This is a genomic window from Actinosynnema sp. NPDC049800 (genome assembly GCF_040656635.1).
Classification (GTDB): Bacteria; Actinomycetota; Actinomycetes; order Mycobacteriales; family Pseudonocardiaceae; genus Actinosynnema.
This window is the reverse complement of sequence record NZ_JBFAMT010000043.1, coordinates 62,649-78,218: the sequence shown is the minus strand read 5'-3', so window position 1 is coordinate 78,218 and position 15,570 is coordinate 62,649. Positions and strand designations below refer to the sequence as shown.

Below are 15,570 nucleotides of genomic sequence, written 5' to 3'. Positions count from 1 at the left end.
CACCCTCCCCCTCCCCGCCGCTCTCCCCATCCCGCCTGCCGCACCCCCGCCCCGCCCCCCCGGCGGTGCGCGCCCGCGCGCCCGCCCACGCCCGGCAGGCACCGCCCGACGACCCCGAAGCCCTGGGGGTCGCGGGGATGGCGCTCGCGCTGTCCGCCGAGCGCACCGGGGACCGCGCACTGGCGCGGGAGGCCGTCGCGCTGGGCCGCGACGCCGTGGCCCGCCGGCGCGAACCCGACCAGCTCGGCGCGCTGGCGACCGCCCTGCACACCACCGCCGGGTTGACCGACGACCCCGCCCCGCTCGTCGAGATCACCGACCTGTTGCGCCCGTTCCTCGACTCCGGCTCGCAGCAACTGCTGCACCTGCACGGCAGCGCCCTGTTCCGGCTGGCCTCGACCGATCCGGCCGCCCTGGACGAGACGGTGACCGTGCTGGCCGGAGCCCTCGCGCAGCTCCCGCCGACCCACCCCGACCACCCGGTCCGCACGGGCATGTACGCGGAGGCGCTGTGGCGACGGTGGAAGCACACCGGTGACCGGGACAGCCGTGACGCCGCGCTCGCCGTCCTGGAAGGCGGCGCCGACCCGCGCCTGCGCGCCACCCGCGTGGGCTACCTCGTGGACCTCGCCGCGTCGGGCCACGACGTCGCGGACGTCGACTCCGCCCTCGCCGCCGAACCGGACTGGAACGGCCGGGCGACCCTCCTCGGGCACCGCTACGACCTGGTCGGCGACCGCGCCGCCCTCCTGGAGGCGATCGCCCTGAACCGGGCACACCTCGCCGACCCGGACGATCCCGAGGACGAGGCCCGCATCGCGCACAACGCCGCCATGCTGCTGCGCAAGCTGCACGACCTCGAGCGCACGCCCGAGGCGCTCGCCGACGCGCTGGACCTGGCCCGGCGCGGTGCGACCGCCCACCCCGTGCCGACGGGCCGGCAGGCCGCACGCGTCGCCCTGCTGGCCCTGCTCACCGCCGAGAGCGGGCAGGTCGAGGAAGGCGCCCGGCTCGCCACCCAGGCCGTCGCCGACTGCCCGCCGGACCACCCGAGCCGGTCGACGGTCCTGACCCGCGCCGCCGAGGCCCACCTCCGACACCACGACGCGACAGGCGCGCGCACCTCCCTCGACACCGCGATCGCCGTGGGCCGCGCCGTCCTCGCCGACGAGGACCGGACCCAGGTGCTGGACCTGCTCACGGTGGCGTTGCGGCGGCGCGCGGAACTGTCACCCGACCTGCACACCCTGGACGAGGCGGTCGACTTCGGGCTGCGCGCGGTCGAGTCGCAGCCCTTCTCGCGGCTCCGGGCGTCCACGGCGCTCAACCTGGCGGGCGCGCTGGCCGACCGCTACCGCCGCACCCGGGACGTGGACGACCTGCACCGCGCACTCCAGGTGATCCGCGACCACCTCGGGGCCGTCCAGCCGACCGACGACCTGAAAACCCGGCTGGCGGACCAGATGGGCGTCGTGATGATGTTGCTGTACCAGCACACGGGCGAGAAGGACACGTTGCGCGAACGGGTGCGGATCGCCGAGCGCGGCGCCGAACGGTTCGGCCCGCACGACCCGACCCGTCCTCAAGTGCTGAACAACCTGTGCTCCTCGTTGATGGAGCGCTACTTCGTGGACGGCGACCGAGCCGACGCGGAGCGGGCCGTCGCCGCCGCCCGTGAAGCCGTCGCCCTGACCCCCGCCGGCCTGGCCATCCGCGGCTCCCGGCTGCTCAACCTCGCGATCGCGCTGGGAGTCCTGGGCAACGCGACTGGCGCCACAGGCCCCCTGCGAGAGGCAGTCCGCGTCGCCGAGGCGAGTGCGGGCGTGCTCAACGCACCGCCCGCGACCCGCATCCGCGCCCACCGGGTGTGGGGTGGCTGGGCGGTGATCCTGGGGCAGTGGAGCACCGCACTGGCGGCCTTCGCCGGCGGCGTGGACCTGGTGGCCCAGGTCGCGCCCCGGCACGTGCGCCGGGCGGACCGCGAGTTCCGCCTGGCCGACCTGCGCGGGGTGCACACCGACGCGGCCGCCGCCGCCCTCGCGACCGGCGACCCGGTCCGCGCCGTCGAGCTGCTGGAGCAGGCCCGCGGCGTGCTCCTCGTCGACGAGCTCGACGCCCGGGCGGGTTCGCTAGCGCTGCGCGACCGCGCGCCGCACCTCGCGGCCGAGTGGGACGCGGTGCTGGAGGAGCTGGCCGACGAGTCCCAGTCGACTGACGAGCGGCAGGCGTTGTCACAGCGGTGGCAGGACGTGCTGGACCGGATCCGCGCGGTTCCCGGTCTCGACGCCTTCCTGCGCCCACCGAGCGCGCTGGACCTGCGCGTCGCCGACGGCGCGATCGTGCTGGTGAACATCAGCCGGTGGCGCTGCGACGCCCTGCTGATCACCTCCCGCGGCGTGCGCTCGAAGCGGTTGCGGCGCGTCACCCTCGAGGAGGTCGAAGAGCGTGCCGGCGCCTACCTCTCGGCGCTCGACACGCTCGACGGCGGCGACCTGGTCGCCCGGTTCCACGCGCAGACCGTGGTCCGCGAAACGCTGGTCTGGCTGTGGGACACGGTCGCCGGACCGGTCCTGAAGGCGCTCGGCCACACCCGCGCGCCCCGCGCCACGTGGCCCCGTGTGTGGTGGTGCCCGACCGGCGCGCTCACCCACCTCCCGCTGCACGCCGCAGGTCGGCACGACATCCCCGGCGAGGCCGTGCTCGACCGCGTGGTGTCGTCCTACACACCCACCGCCCGCACCCTGAGCCACACCCGGTCCCGCCCGCCGACGACGCGGCGCGACCTCCTCGCCGTCGCCATGCCCACCACCCCCGACCACGCCGACCTGCCCGCGACCGACGCCGAGGCGACCGACCTCGCCGCGCTCCTCGCCGCCGAACCGCTGCGCGGTCCCGCCGCGACCCGGGCCGCCGTGCTCACCGCGTTGCCCCACGCGACGTGGGCCCACTTCGCCTGCCACGCGCACAGCGACCCGCTCGTCCCGTCCGCCGGCCACCTGCTGCTCGCCGACGGCGCGCTGACCGTCGCCGACATCGGCGCCCTGCGCCTGGAGAACGCCGAGCTGGCCTACCTGTCGGCGTGCTCCACCGCCCGCGCTGCCCGCACCACGCCGGACGAGGTGATCACGCTCGCGTCGGCGTTCCAGCTCGCCGGGTTCCGACACGTCGTCGGTGCGCTGTGGCCGATCCAGGACGCCGTCGCGGCCCGCGTCGCAGCCGCCTTCCACCGCCGCGTACACGCCGGCACGCCACCCGCCGAGGCCCTGCACCACGTGTTGCGCGAACTGCGCACCGAGTTCCCGCTCGCGGTGTCGCAGTGGGCCGGGTACGTGCACGTCGGCTCCTGACCGCCGTTCCCGCCACGGCCACTCGCGCGAGGCGAGCGGGTCGGGCGCGGACGTCCCACGGCTGGTCTCACGGATCAACCTGGCCCACCTCTACCGTCGGCAGGTGATCCGGATCAGGTGATCCCGCTCTACGAAGCCTCCATCGCTCACTCTGAGCGGGTGCTGGGCTCGGGCCACCCCGCGACGAAAATCGTCCGAGGTCACCGGTCCGCACAGGAACGCCCACCCCATCCCGGGTCGGACTGGCACAGATGACCCGGCAGTGGGCGGACTGGGCCGAACAGCAGGTCCGCGACTGGCCCGACACCCACAACGGCCCCACCCCCGCCGACCTGCTGACCCGACTGGGCACCGGCCGCACACCCTGGTGACACGGCGACCTGCAGCTCTCGGCACAGCCACTTCGGCACACCCTCGGCACAGGCGCCGCAGAACCTCAACCGCAGCAGGTGTCCGGCCGCCTGGCGTGCCTCCAGAACGCAGCCACGGCGACCGACGATGGGAGGACGCGGTCAACGAATTCGTCGACCGCGCCTACCTCAGGCTCGTCGACAACGGCAACAGGCTCAGGGTGGCGGTGCCCGTCCACCACGCCTTCCTGCGTGCGAGGGTGTCGGAGCTGCCGGCGGTTCTCGACGAGCGCGGCCGTTGACCGGAGGCGGCGTCGGGCCGAACGTCGTTCAGACCACCGTGGCGGCAGCGTAGCGGCCGGCCGGGCGCGGCAGGCCGTAGTGCTCGCGCAGGGTGCGGCCGGTGTACTCGGTGCGGAACAGGCCGCGGGCCCGCAGCAGCGGCACGACGTGGTCCACGAAGTCCTCCAGGCCGGACGGCAGCAGGGGCGCCATCACGTTGAAGCCGTCCGCCGCGCCCGTGGTGAACCACAGTTCGATGTGGTCGGCGATCTGCTCGGGCGTGCCGGCGACGACCTGGTGCCCGCGCCCGCCGCCGAGGCGACCGAGGAGTTGCCGCAACGTGAGCTCCTCCCGCCGCGCCAGGTCGCGCACCAGCTCGAACCGGCTCTTCGCGCCGTTGACGCGGCTGACCGGGGGGAACGGCGGCAACCGCTCGTCCAGCGGGTGGTCGGTCAGGTCGAGGCCGATCAGCTCGCCGAGCTGCCGGACCGCCCGCACCGGGATGATCAACGCGTCGAGCTCGTCGGCCAGCCCTCGCGCCTCGGCCTCGGTGCCGCCGAGCACCGGGACGATCCCGGGCAGCACCTTGACGCCGTCGGCGTCACGCCCCCGGGCCCTGGCACGCCGCTTGAGGTCGGCGTAGAACGCGGCCGCGTCGCCGTGCGTCTGGTGGGCGGTGAACACCGCCTCCGCCCACGCCGACGCGAACGCCCGGCCGTCCTCGCTCGACCCGGCTTGCACGAGCAGCGGGTGCCCCTGCGGGCTTCGCACGGCGTTCAGCGGCCCGCGCACGGAGAAGAACCGACCCTTGTGGTTGATCTCGTGCACCTTGGCGTCCTCGGCGAACACACCGGATTCCGGGTCCACCACCAGCGCGTCGTCCTCCCACGAGTCCCACAGCGCGGTGACCACGTCGAGGAACTCGTCGGCCCGCCGGTAGCGCTCGGCGTGCTCGGCGTTGACCTCGCGGTTGAAGTTCTGCGCCGACCGGTCGCCCGCCGTGGTCACGATGTTCCACCCGGCCCGCCCACCGCTGATGTGGTCGAGCGAGGAGAACAGCCGCGCCAGGTTGTACGGCTCGCTGAACCCGGTCGACGCGGTCGCGATCAGCCCGATGCGGTCGGTAGCCTGCGAGATCGCGGTCAGCAGCGTGATCGGCTCGAACCGGTTGGCGGCCGTGTGCCGCACGTCGCCCCAGACCTGCACGCCGTCGGCGAGGAACACCGAGTCGAACGTCCCGCGCTCGGCGGTCCGCGCCAGGTGCTGGAAGTGCGCCACGTCGTCGAGGGCGCGCGGGTCGGTGCGGGGGTGCCGCCAGGCGGCTTCGTGGTGGCCGACGCCCATGAGGAACGCGTTGAGGTGGAGCTCGCGTGCGGACAACTTCACACTCCCAGTCGGATCGGGTTGCGGAGGTCGAGCGGGTCGGCGTAGATCGCGTCCAGCTGGACGGCGCCGGCCGCCACGCCGAGGACGTCCAGGCCGAAGCTGCTCGGCAGCACGGCCGAGGGCGACGGGCACGCGCGCGACGTCGCGGCCACCTCGGCGCGCAACGCGTCCGCGCACTCGGGCAGCCGGGTGACGCCCAGTTCGGTGACCACGACGACGTCGGGGTTCACGATGTCGAACAGCATCGCCGCGGCACGGGCGACGATCCTGGCGCGCTCGACCAGCAGCGCGGTGGCCGCGCCGTTCCCGGCCGCGGCGGCGTCACCCAGATCGGTGATCGACGGCCGGGGGATCACGCCCGCCCGGTAGGCGCGCCACGCCCACGCGCGGTCGGACACGGTGGCTTCCAGGCACCCGGCTCGGCCGCACGGGCACTCGATCGCCGGGTCGCCCAGCGCCAGGTGCGCGACACCGCCCGCCGCCGACCGCGCACCCCGGTGCGCGCCGCCGCCGGTGATGATCGCCGCGTCCACCACGTTGCCGACGAACAGGTGCACCAGCGACTCGTGGTGACCCGCGGCGCCGAACAGCTGCTCGGCCCTGGCCAACGCCCGCGCGTGGCCGTCCACCAGCACCGGCAGCCCGGTGCGCGCCGCGAGCAGGTCCCGCACCGGCACGTCCCGCCAGCCCAGCGAGGCGTGCTCGACCAGCACACCGGCCTCGGTGTCGACCCAGCCGCCCGCGGCCACGCCCAGGCCGAGCGGCACCTGCCCGGGCAGGTGCTCGGCGTGCAGCCGCACCAAGCGGTCGGCGGCGGTCGCCAGCACCTCCACGGGGTCATCGGGATCGCGGTGCGGCACCCGCAGCCTGGCCCTGACCCGCCCGCGCAGGTCCAGCAACGCCAGCGTGCAGAACTCGTGGGCGAGGTGGATCCCGGCCACCAGGTGGCGACCGGTCTCCACGTCCACCGGCGTGTGCGGGCGTCCCATGCCCCGGTACGGCAGGGAGCCCGCCACCTCGGTGAGCAGGCCGAGGCCGGCCAGCGCCGCGCAGTTGCGCGTCACCGCCGCCGGGCTCAGGCCGGTCAGCCGGGCGATCGTGGTGCGCGCGACCGGTCCGTGCCGCAGCACGGCGCCCAACAACGCCGACGCCGCCGTGCCGCGGGGGTTCACGAGATCAGCGGCGGGCCGGTCGGCGACAGCGCGGGGCCCACCGCCCGTGCCGCGCCCGGGGTGCGCCCGCGACCCCACCCGATGTCACGGCGGTAGCTGCCCAGCAACCCCGTCCGCCGCAGGTGCTCCTCGTCGTGGGCGAACGACTCCGCCGGCAACGGGTGGGTGTGCGGCGCCACGAACAACGCGTCGGTCGGGCAGTTCGCCTCGCACTGGAAGCAGGCCTGGCAGTCCTGCTGCCTGCTGATCACCGGCACGCCGTCCGCGCCCCGGTCGAACACGTTGGTGGGGCACACGGCGACGCACTTGTCGCAGGTGACGCACCGCGCGGCCGACACCAGTTCGATCACACCGCCACCTCCTGCGGGCGGGCCCACACCTCGTCCAAGCCACCCGAGGTGATCCGGAAGTGCTGGGCGGGGTCCAGTTCGGGGAAGTCGAGCCGCTTGGCCATGCCCCGGCTCTCGCTGCGCGCCAGCGCCGAGCCGTACATCCACCGGGCGTGCGCGGCCATCGCCGCGGCCTGGCGCGCCCGCACCGCGTCCGGGCCCTCGGCGCGCAGACCGGAGCGCAGCGCCGACCACGTGGCGTCGAGCTGCCCCAACGCCGTGCGCAGCACGTCACCGTGCCGCAAGTAGTTCTTGTCGTACGGCAGCACCTCGGCCTGCACGGCGCTCACCACGTCGGCCGACGACACCGACGACGTCGTGCCGGTCGGGCGCAGCCCCGCACCACCGGCGGCGCGGACCCGGTGCCCCGAAGCCGACGCGCCGAGTGCACGCGCGAACCGTGCCGCCGCTCGCCCCGACCACGACCCGGACGAGATCGCCCACGCCGCGTTGTGGCTGCCGCCGCCGGTGAACCCGCCGCAGATCAGCTCCCGGGTCGCCGCGTCACCGGCCGCGTACAGGCCCGGCACGGTGGTCGCGCACCCGTCGTCCACGATCCGGATGCCGCCGGTGCCGCGCACCGTCCCCTCGGCCAGCAGCGTCACCGCGAACGGATGGGTGAACGGGTCGATGCCCAGCCGGTCGAAGGTGAGGAAGAAGTTCGGCTGCGCCGTCCGCATCGCCGTGCGGGCGGCCTCGTCGGCGCGGTCGAGCTTGCAGAACACCTTCTCCGACGCCAGCAGCGTCCGCGCGATCACCGAACGACCGCGTTGGCTGCCCGCGCCGTCGAGCACCGAGCCGTCCGCCCGGTAGAACGTGGCGTAGTTGTAGAACGCGGTCTTGGTGACCGACGTGTGCTCGGGCGCGATGCCGTAGGCGTTGGAGAACTCCATGCCGGACAGCTCCGCACCCACCTCCGCGGCGAACAGCGCGCCGTCGCCGGTGTTGACGTCGCAGCCCAACGCCTTGCTCAGGAACGCACAGCCGCCCGTGGCCAGCACCACCGCACCGGCCCTCACCCGGAACGCCCGGCCGGCCTGCCGCTGGTATCCCGCCGCACCCGCCACCACGCCGTCGTCGGTCGCGAGCAGCTCGGTGACGGGGCTGTGGTCGAGGACCCGCACGCCGGCCCGGCGCACCCGGACGCGCTGCCGCCGCATGTACTCCGGCCCTTGCAGGCCGTTGCGCAGCGGTCGGCCGTCCGGACCGACCGGGAACGGGTAGCGGGCCACCTCGGCCAGCTCGTTGATCCGCTCGTAGGTCTCGTCCAGCACCCGGGCCATCCAGCGCCGGTCCGCGAGGTGACCGCCCAGCGCCTCCCGGCTCGCCATGGCCCGCTCCCGCGCCTCGGGCTCCGGCGGCACGTACCACACACCGGTGCCGCCGGACGCCGTCGCGCCGCTGGTGCCGCAGTACCCCTTGTCGGCCAGCACCACCGCGGCGCCGTCCTCGGCCGCCTTGAGCGCGGCCCACGTCGCGGCGGGTCCACCGCCGACGACCAGCACGTCCGCGTCGAGTTCGAGCGTCATGCGAAGCTCCTTTCCGTACTCCGGTGGATCAGGAACCGACGGGAACCCGCCAGGACGTGAACAGGCGCTCCAGCGCGACCAGCAGCTGGTTGAACACCACGCCGATGGCCGAGATCGTGATGATGCCCGCGTACATCTGCGGGATGGCGAAGTTGAACTGCGAGGCGTTGACCAGGTGGCCGAGCCCGGCCTTGGCGCCCACCATCTCCGCGGCCACCAGCACCAGGATCGACACCGCGCCGGCCAACCGGATGCCGGTGAACACCGTGGGCACCGCGGCGGGCAGGATCACCTTCTGGAAGAGCCGGAACGCGGAGAGGTCCACCGACCGGGCCAGCCGCAGCAGGGTCGGGTCGACACCGCGCACCGCGCTGATCGTGTTGAGCAGGATGGGCCAGGTGCAGGCGTAGAACACGATGGCGATCTTCGACGTCTCGCCGATGCCGAGCAGCAGCACGAACACGGGCAGCAGGGCCAGCGCCGCCGTGTTGCGGAAGACCTCCAGCAGCGGCCCGAGCAGCGACGCCACCGACTTGTACCAGCCGATCACCAGGCCCAGCGGCACGGCCACCGCCACCGCGAGGCCGAACCCGGACAGCGACCGGGCCAGGCTCGCCCCGGTGTTGTCCAGCAGCTGACCGTCGGCGGCCAGGCGCCACCACGCGTCGAGCACGGTGGAGAACGGCGGCAGGAACGTGTCGTCGACCAGGCCCAGCCGGGGCGCGGTCTCCCACACGCCGAGCAGCAGCACGATCGCCGCGACCTTGCCGACCGACGTCACCAGCGCGTCGACCACCCGGCGTGCGACCGACGGCCCGGCCACCCGGCTCGCGGGCCCCTCCTCGTCCACGGACGGTCGTGACTCCAGCAACGCGGTCATACCGCGGCCACCTCCTTCTCCTGTTGCTGCGCGCGGGAGACCTCGTCGTGCAGCAGCTCCCAGATCCGGTGCCGGTAGCGCGCGAACCCGGTGCCGGAGCGCAGGTCGGCCTGGCCGGTGCGGTCACCGAGGTCGATCGGGACCACCTCCTTGACCCGGCCGGGCCGCGAGGTCAGCACCGCCACCCGCTGCCCCAGGTAGACCGCCTCGTCGATGGAGTGCGTGATGAACACGACCGTCTTGCCGGTGCGCTGCCAGATGCGCAGCAGCTCGTCCTGCAGGGACTCGCGGGTCTGCGCGTCCAGGGCCGCGAACGGCTCGTCCATCAGCAGCACGGCCGGGTCGTAGGCCAGGCTGCGGGCGATCGCGACGCGCTGCCGCATACCGCCCGAGAGCTGGTGCGGGTGCCGGTCCTCGAAACCGCCCAGCCCCACCAGGTCCAGGAACTCGCGGGCCCGTCCGGACCGCTCCCGGCGTGGCACACCGGCCGCTTCCAGCCCGAACTCGACGTTGCCCTGCGCGGTGCGCCACGGCAGCAGCGCGTACTGCTGGAACACCACGCCCCGGTCCAGGCCGGGCCCGGTGATCGGGGCGCCCTCCAGCAGCACCTGGCCCTCGCTCGGCTCGGTCAGCCCACCGAGCAGGTCCAGCAACGTGGACTTGCCGCAGCCGCTCGGCCCGACCAGGACCAGGAACTCGCCGCGCTCCACGTCCAGGTCGACACCCCGCACGGCGGTGAACTCGGTGCGCCGCCGGGACGCGCGGTCGCGGAGCACGAACCGCTTGGTCACGTCGCGGAAGCTGATGTGGGTGCTCACGCCGCCACCCCGTTGAACTCGTTGGTGTAGAGGTCGGCGAGCGTGACCTGGTCCTTGGTGATCTCACCGCGCTCGACGAGCCAGTCGACCCAGAGCGCCAGCTCCTCGTCCACGATCCGGCCACCCTTCCCGGCGACACCGGTGGACTTCCAGTACCGCAGCGCGGCCGGGTCCTCGTTGCGCCCGCGCTTGGTGAGGATGTCGACCTTGCGCGCCACCACCTCGTCGCGCGGCGTCGTGCGGCTCCACTCGATGGCCTCCGCGACGCCGCTGACGAAGGTCCGCACGGTGTTCGGGTTGTCCCTCAGGAACTTCTCGGTGAACACGTACGTGCCCGCGGTGAACGCGCCCAGCAGGTCGAAGTCGGAGAACAGCTTGCGCAGACCGCCCTTCTCCAACGCCTTGTCGCGCAGGATCCCGCCCAGCACGCCGACCTCGAGCTGACCCTGCCGCACGGACTGCTCGATGTTGACCGGCGGCACCGCGATCGGCTCCACCTTCCCGATCTCGTCGGGGGACAGGCCGTTGCGCTTGAGGTAGATGCCGAGCATGGCCTCGTGGTGGGCGCCCAGGGTGTTCATCCCGACCTTCTTGCCGACCAGGTCGCGCGCGGAGGAGATCGGGCTGTCCTCCAGCACGTAGAAGCCGCTGAAGGCGGCCTCGTCGGAGCCGTAGTAGCCGATCACCGACTTGATCGGGGCGCCGGCGGCCTTGAGCTTGACCACCGCGCCGTTGAACGCGCCGCCGAAGTCGACCTGGCCCGTGGCGGCGGACTGGATGTCCTGCGGGCCGCTGGTGGTGTTGCCGACCCACTCCAGCGTCACGTCGCCGAGGTGACCGAGGTCGGCGGCCAGTTCGGGCAAGGTCACGTCACCCGCCCAGCCCTGGTAGCGCAGCGTCTTGGTCTCGACGCCGCCACCGGCGCCCGCGGTGGAGCAGCCGACCGCGGCCGCCGTCAGGCCGAGGAGGGTGAGGCCGAGGAAGTTCCGTCGCGTGCTGATCACGGCGAATCCTTTGTTGGGAAAACGGGCAGGCCGAACCACCGGGCAGCCGCGCCCGGGGTGGAAAGGAAGAGGGGTCAGCGACCGGCGCGACAGAGGGCGCCGGCTTGCCGTCGGAGATCGACGTGCCGGCGAGAGGTGAGGGTGACGGCTTGGCTCACGTGCCAGAGCCTCACACCGAGGTCAGGCGGGGTCAACGGGCTCGGCGACCGTCCCACATCATGGAGTCGGTCGTCCGCCGAGCTGGACACCGGCCACTTTCTTGCGCAGCGCAAGGAAGTGCCGAGTCGTCCCGCCGGCGTCAACCGCGTCCGCGTGCTGGGACGACTTAATTCACCACCGCGCAATGTTGTGCCCGCACCGTCCGGATCTCCATCGTGAAGTGCGAACGCATTCCCACGAGAGGACATCGACGATGACCGCACAGCTTTCCGACACGATCACCGTCCACCGGCTCGGCGCGGGTATCGGCGCGCGGATCGACGGCGTCCGGCTGGGCGGCGACCTGTCCGAGGGCGCCGTCGCGACCGTCCGGGACGCGCTGCTGGCGAACAAGGTGGTGTTCTTCCGCGGCCAGGAGCACCTGGACGACGCGGGTCAGCTCGCCTTCGCCCGGCTGCTCGGCGAGCCGACGCTGGCCCACCCGACCGTCAAGGGCCGCGAGCACACCAACGTGCTGCCGATCGACTCCGACTACGGCAAGGCCAACAGCTGGCACACCGACGTCACGTTCGTCGACCGCGTGCCCGCGATCAGCATCCTGCGCGCCGTCGAGCTGCCGCCGTACGGCGGCAACACGGTGTGGGCCAACACCGTGCGCGCCTACGAGGAGCTGCCGCCGGCGCTGAAGTCGTTGGCGGACCGGCTGTGGGCGGTGCACAGCAACGTCTACGACTACGCCGGGCACGTGGACGCGACCCGCATCGGCGGGGTGGACGTGAAGGAGGAGTCCTATCGCGAGGAGTTCCAGTCCCAGCGCTACGAGACCGAGCACCCCGTGGTGCGCGTGCACCCGGAGACCGGCGAGCGGGCGCTGCTGCTCGGCCACTTCGTCAAGCGGATCGTCGGCCTGACGACCGCCGAGTCGCACACCGTCTACCGCCTGTTCCAGGACCGGGTGACCCGGCTGGAGAACACCGTGCGCTGGCAGTGGGCCGACGGCGACGTGGCGATCTGGGACAACCGCGCCACCCAGCACTACGGCGTCGCCGACTACGACGACGCACGCCGTCGCCTGCACCGCATCACCATCGCAGGCGACGTCCCGGTCAGCGTGGACGGCGTCACGAGCACCACGGTCGTCGGCGACGCAGCCCACTTCTCCGCGCTCTGACCCTGCCGTCCCGTGGTGGTAGGAGATGCGTCACCTTGGCGCCGCGATGCCGATGACCCGGGCGGCTACCGGCCCTGACCGGAGGATTCGTGGTAGGCGTGGGTGTCGTTGCGCGGCCCGGAGCCGTCCGGCCCGCTCCACCGGGTTGGACAGAGCTCAATGGCCTCTTGTGGGCCGCGGACCACCTGAGCGGTCCGTGTCCGTCCGGGCGGCGTGACGACTCTTTGGCGACGTCGAGTCGGTCTGATCCGCAGGAGTGCCCAGGTCGGTGTTGTCGAGGTCGCCGAGTTGCCGCTGTACCCGCTCGGCGTCAGCGTCACGCCGTTGTGCCCGGTACGGGTCTGCTGCTTCCCGCCACAGCGCGCGGCCTGCGCATGGTCCAAGGCGATCACGCCGGTCCTGAACTACCAGTCGGTGGAAGGGCTCTATGGCGCCGGGCACAACTCCCTCTTCACCGACTACGACGGCAACACCTGGATCTGCTACCACGCGGTCGCCTCGCCCGTGGGTCACGACGTGGTCTCGTCCGCGATGCACCGAGTCCACTTCGGCAGGGACGGAGTTGTGACCGCACGAGTATGCCCACCTCGTGCCGCACACCGGCGGCCTGTGCGACCTGGTGACCGACCACGCGGGCCGTTTCAACGCGGTTGACGTGTCCGGAGTGGACATCGATGAGCCGGTCGGTTGACCGGAAGTTCGTCCCGCTGCGTGTCCCGTGCGTCGATGGACGGGGCAGCGTCACTGTCCGGCGATCAATCCGCGATGCCGGGCGAGTGGGGTCTCGGGCCTGACCGGGAAGACTCCGTGCCATCGCCACTGGTTCGGCTTCCCGTCGCTCGACTCGGGGTGTGCGGCATCAGGAAGTGGTCGGGCCCGCCGGTGGGTGACCGGCGGGCCCGAGTGGTTCGGCGGTGTCGTGTCAGCTGTGTACGCGGTGGCCGCGCTTGGTGACGACGTGGTAGATGCCGAGCACGATCAGCGAGCCGAGGATGGCGAGCAGCCAGGTGCTCAGGTCGAAGAAGCTGCCGATGTCGGAGCCGGAGATGGCGCGGCCGATGAATCCGCCGATGATGGCGCCGACGATGCCCAGGAGCATGGTGATGATGATGCCGCCGGGGTCCTTGCCGGGCATGATGGCCTTGGCGATGGCGCCGGCGATGAGACCCAGAACGATCCAACCCAGGATGCCCACGGTGGTTCCTTGTCCTCGTGCCACGGCGCCTTCTGCGACGCGGCGTGGTCGCTACAGGCACCGGGTTGCCCAACTACGCCCCATTTCACACCTGTGTGAACTCCTCGCTGTCACCCGCGGCGCCGGCGAACGGCGAGCTGGGCCGTGCACAACCAGCCGATCATCGACCTGGCCGCCGCGCGGGCCACCCGCGCCGAGGCGTTGGTGCGGCGGCAGCACCCCGGGCCCGACCGGCGCGTTCACCGCGCCGACTGGTCCCGTCCGGGCGCCGACCTGCCCCGGGGGCGCAGCCCTGTCACGCCGGTCCGGCAGGTGGCGTGGCCGGGCGGGCGGGTCCGGGGCGGTGGCGGGTCACGAGCACGGCGATGTCGTCGGTGGCGGGTTGGGTGCCGACGAGGCTCGCCATGACCTCGGCGCAGACCATCTCCGCGGTGGCCGGCACCACGTGCCCGAGCAGCTCCTCGAGTCGGCTGTCGAGGTCGATGCCGCGGCGTTCGACCAGCCCGTCGGTGTAGAACGCCAGCAGCGCGCCGGGTGGCAGGTCGAGGGTCGCGCCTCGGCGACCGGTGACGGCCAGGTGGTGTCCGATAGGCGGTCCGACCGGAGCCTGGACCAGGTGGGACAGTTCGCCGGGGATGGCCAGCACGGGTGGCAGGTGGCCGGCCAGCGCCAGGTCGACGCGGGCGGTGGTGGTGTCGATCACGGCGTAGGCGACCGTGGCCATGGTGTGGGCCTCGAAGTGGCTGGCCTTGCGGTCGAGCTTGCCGAGCACCTCCGCCGGGTCGGGGAACTCCAGGGCGTAGGCGCGCAGGGCGCTGCGCAGTCGTCCCATGACGATGGCGGCCGGTAGCCCGCTGCCGACCACGTCACCGATGACCACGCCGATGCGGTCGCCGGGCAGCGTGAACACGTCGTACCAGTCGCCGCCCACACCGTTCTCCGCGCCCGGCACGTAGCGCGCGGCGAACTCCCAGTCGGGAGTGGTCGGCAGCCGGCCGGGCAGGAGGCTCTCCTGGAGCAAGGCCGCCGCCGCCAGTTCGGACCGCGAGCGGTGCAGGTGCGCCGCCGTCGCCAGCCGATCGGCCGCGAGTTGGAGCAGGCCGACGTCTTCGTCGGTGAACCGGCGGGCAGCCGTGCTGCCGATGTGCAACACACCGATCAGCCTGCCTTCGGCCACCATCGGCACGCCGAGCATGACCTGCAGACCGCGCTCCCACAGCAGGGGGTTGAGGACGGTGGTGGGATCGACGTGGTCGATCTGCACCGGCTCCCGACGGCCGGCGACCGTGCCGGCGAAGCCCGAGCCCACCGGTATCCGCACGCCTTGGAGGACTTCTTCCTGCAGGCCGGCGGTCGCCCTGGCCACCAGGTGCCCGCCGCCGGAGTCCACCAGGAGCACCGTGGCGGTGTCGACCGCGAACAGCGACCGCAATTGCTGCAGCAGCACGTCGAGCAGCTTGTCCAGGTCGAGCTCGCGCAGCCCGCTGTCGGTGATCGCCTCCAGCACCTGAAGCCGCCGAGCCAACCGCCCGGCATCCGTCATCCGCCCACTCCGTCCTGATCGTCGAGCACACCCGAACGACAGCACGAGCGTGTGACAAGGGCCATGCGAGCAGGCGCGGAACGACTGGATGTACCTGTGACCGTAGTACGGCCCGCGGACGAGTACCACCGCGGCCGGCTCGGCGATCGGACGCCGATGCAGACCGGCTCCGTCCAGCAGACCCTTCCCGCGTCCTGCCACGAGGGTTCCGGGCGAGGGTGCGGTCATTTTATCAGCGCCCCGACACGCCACCTCCTGCGGCGGCGGTATCGGTCCGCGCTGTCGACGACGGGTGACATACACGCCTCCGAATCCCACATCCGCACCTGGAGATCAACTCAGCTG

13 protein-coding genes are annotated in these 15,570 nt (G+C 72.9%); 3 read left to right on the top strand and 10 right to left on the bottom strand.

Translation table 11 applies throughout. The features are described 5' to 3' along the window. Positions 1–137: 137 nt before the first annotated feature. Together AB0I91_RS33255 and AB0I91_RS33250 are read left to right on the top strand one after the other, a co-directional pair. Entirely contained in the window at positions 138–3,347 is a 3,210-nt protein-coding gene (locus AB0I91_RS33255; protein ID WP_499640506.1) for a CHAT domain-containing protein, read from the top strand. A gap of 466 nt (positions 3,348–3,813) precedes the next feature. Continuing rightward, positions 3,814–3,999 carry a hypothetical protein gene (locus AB0I91_RS33250; protein WP_499617777.1) on the top strand — a complete coding sequence of 62 codons (186 nt, stop codon included), beginning with the start codon at positions 3,814–3,816 and terminating at the stop codon, positions 3,997–3,999. 28 nt (positions 4,000–4,027) lie between these two features. Here the strand turns inward: AB0I91_RS33250 and AB0I91_RS33245 are convergent, their stop codons facing one another. The 8 genes from AB0I91_RS33245 to AB0I91_RS33210 form a co-directional block, all read right to left on the bottom strand. After that, entirely contained in the window at positions 4,028–5,359 is a 1,332-nt protein-coding gene (locus tag AB0I91_RS33245) for an LLM class flavin-dependent oxidoreductase (protein WP_499640504.1), read from the bottom strand. 2 nt (positions 5,360–5,361) lie between these two features. Further along, on the bottom strand, positions 5,362–6,537 hold the full coding sequence (locus AB0I91_RS33240; protein ID WP_499640503.1) for an ROK family protein: 1,176 nt from the start codon (positions 6,535–6,537) through the stop codon (positions 5,362–5,364). Beyond that, positions 6,534–6,887 carry a 4Fe-4S dicluster domain-containing protein gene (locus AB0I91_RS33235; protein ID WP_499640502.1) on the bottom strand — a complete coding sequence of 118 codons (354 nt, stop codon included), beginning with the start codon at positions 6,885–6,887 and terminating at the stop codon, positions 6,534–6,536. Before AB0I91_RS33235 ends, AB0I91_RS33240 begins: the two co-directional genes overlap by 4 nt. Continuing rightward, positions 6,884–8,455, bottom strand: coding sequence for an FAD-binding protein (locus AB0I91_RS33230; RefSeq protein ID WP_499640500.1), 1,572 nt, complete (start codon positions 8,453–8,455; stop codon positions 6,884–6,886). The genes AB0I91_RS33235 and AB0I91_RS33230 overlap by 4 nt, the downstream gene beginning before the upstream one ends. A gap of 28 nt (positions 8,456–8,483) precedes the next feature. Next, positions 8,484–9,335 (bottom strand): ABC transporter permease, encoded by an 852-nt coding sequence (locus tag AB0I91_RS33225; RefSeq protein WP_499640498.1) that lies wholly within the window; start codon positions 9,333–9,335, stop codon positions 8,484–8,486. Beyond that, on the bottom strand, positions 9,332–10,153 hold the full coding sequence (locus tag AB0I91_RS33220; protein WP_499640496.1) for an ABC transporter ATP-binding protein: 822 nt from the start codon (positions 10,151–10,153) through the stop codon (positions 9,332–9,334). The genes AB0I91_RS33225 and AB0I91_RS33220 overlap by 4 nt, the downstream gene beginning before the upstream one ends. Continuing rightward, the gene (locus AB0I91_RS33215; protein WP_499617784.1) at positions 10,150–11,157 is read right to left on the bottom strand and encodes an ABC transporter substrate-binding protein; all 1,008 of its coding nucleotides are present in this window, start codon (positions 11,155–11,157) and stop codon (positions 10,150–10,152) included. Before AB0I91_RS33215 ends, AB0I91_RS33220 begins: the two co-directional genes overlap by 4 nt. Before the next feature lie 74 nt (positions 11,158–11,231). Beyond that, on the bottom strand, positions 11,232–11,564 hold the full coding sequence (locus AB0I91_RS33210; RefSeq protein ID WP_499640494.1) for a putative leader peptide: 333 nt from the start codon (positions 11,562–11,564) through the stop codon (positions 11,232–11,234). Between the two features lie 5 nt (positions 11,565–11,569). On the opposite strand from AB0I91_RS33210, the gene AB0I91_RS33205 reads away from it, so the two are divergent. Next, positions 11,570–12,487, top strand: coding sequence for a TauD/TfdA dioxygenase family protein (locus tag AB0I91_RS33205; RefSeq protein WP_499617786.1), 918 nt, complete (start codon positions 11,570–11,572; stop codon positions 12,485–12,487). Between the two features lie 922 nt (positions 12,488–13,409). On the opposite strand, the gene AB0I91_RS33200 is transcribed toward AB0I91_RS33205, so the two are convergent. Both AB0I91_RS33200 and AB0I91_RS33195 read right to left on the bottom strand, forming a co-directional pair. After that, positions 13,410–13,682, bottom strand: coding sequence for a GlsB/YeaQ/YmgE family stress response membrane protein (locus AB0I91_RS33200; RefSeq protein WP_499617787.1), 273 nt, complete (start codon positions 13,680–13,682; stop codon positions 13,410–13,412). 295 nt (positions 13,683–13,977) lie between these two features. Beyond that, a complete protein-coding gene (locus tag AB0I91_RS33195) occupies positions 13,978–15,225 on the bottom strand; it encodes a PP2C family protein-serine/threonine phosphatase (protein ID WP_499617788.1) in 1,248 nt (415 codons plus the stop codon). Positions 15,226–15,570: the final 345 nt, after the last annotated feature.

Excerpts from the sequence above, each read along its gene's own strand:
- AB0I91_RS33225 (WP_499640498.1), bottom strand. The coding sequence starts at position 9,335 with ATGACCGCGTTGCTGGAGTCACGACCGTCCGTGGACGAGGAGGGGCCC.
- AB0I91_RS33195 (WP_499617788.1), bottom strand. The coding sequence starts at position 15,225 with ATGACGGATGCCGGGCGGTTGGCTCGGCGGCTTCAGGTGCTGGAGGCG.
- AB0I91_RS33255 (WP_499640506.1), top strand. The coding sequence starts at position 138 with ATGGCGCTCGCGCTGTCCGCCGAGCGCACCGGGGACCGCGCACTGGCG.
- AB0I91_RS33210 (WP_499640494.1), bottom strand. The coding sequence starts at position 11,564 with ATGTCCTCTCGTGGGAATGCGTTCGCACTTCACGATGGAGATCCGGAC.
- AB0I91_RS33230 (WP_499640500.1), bottom strand. The coding sequence starts at position 8,455 with ATGACGCTCGAACTCGACGCGGACGTGCTGGTCGTCGGCGGTGGACCC.
- AB0I91_RS33205 (WP_499617786.1), top strand. The coding sequence starts at position 11,570 with ATGACCGCACAGCTTTCCGACACGATCACCGTCCACCGGCTCGGCGCG.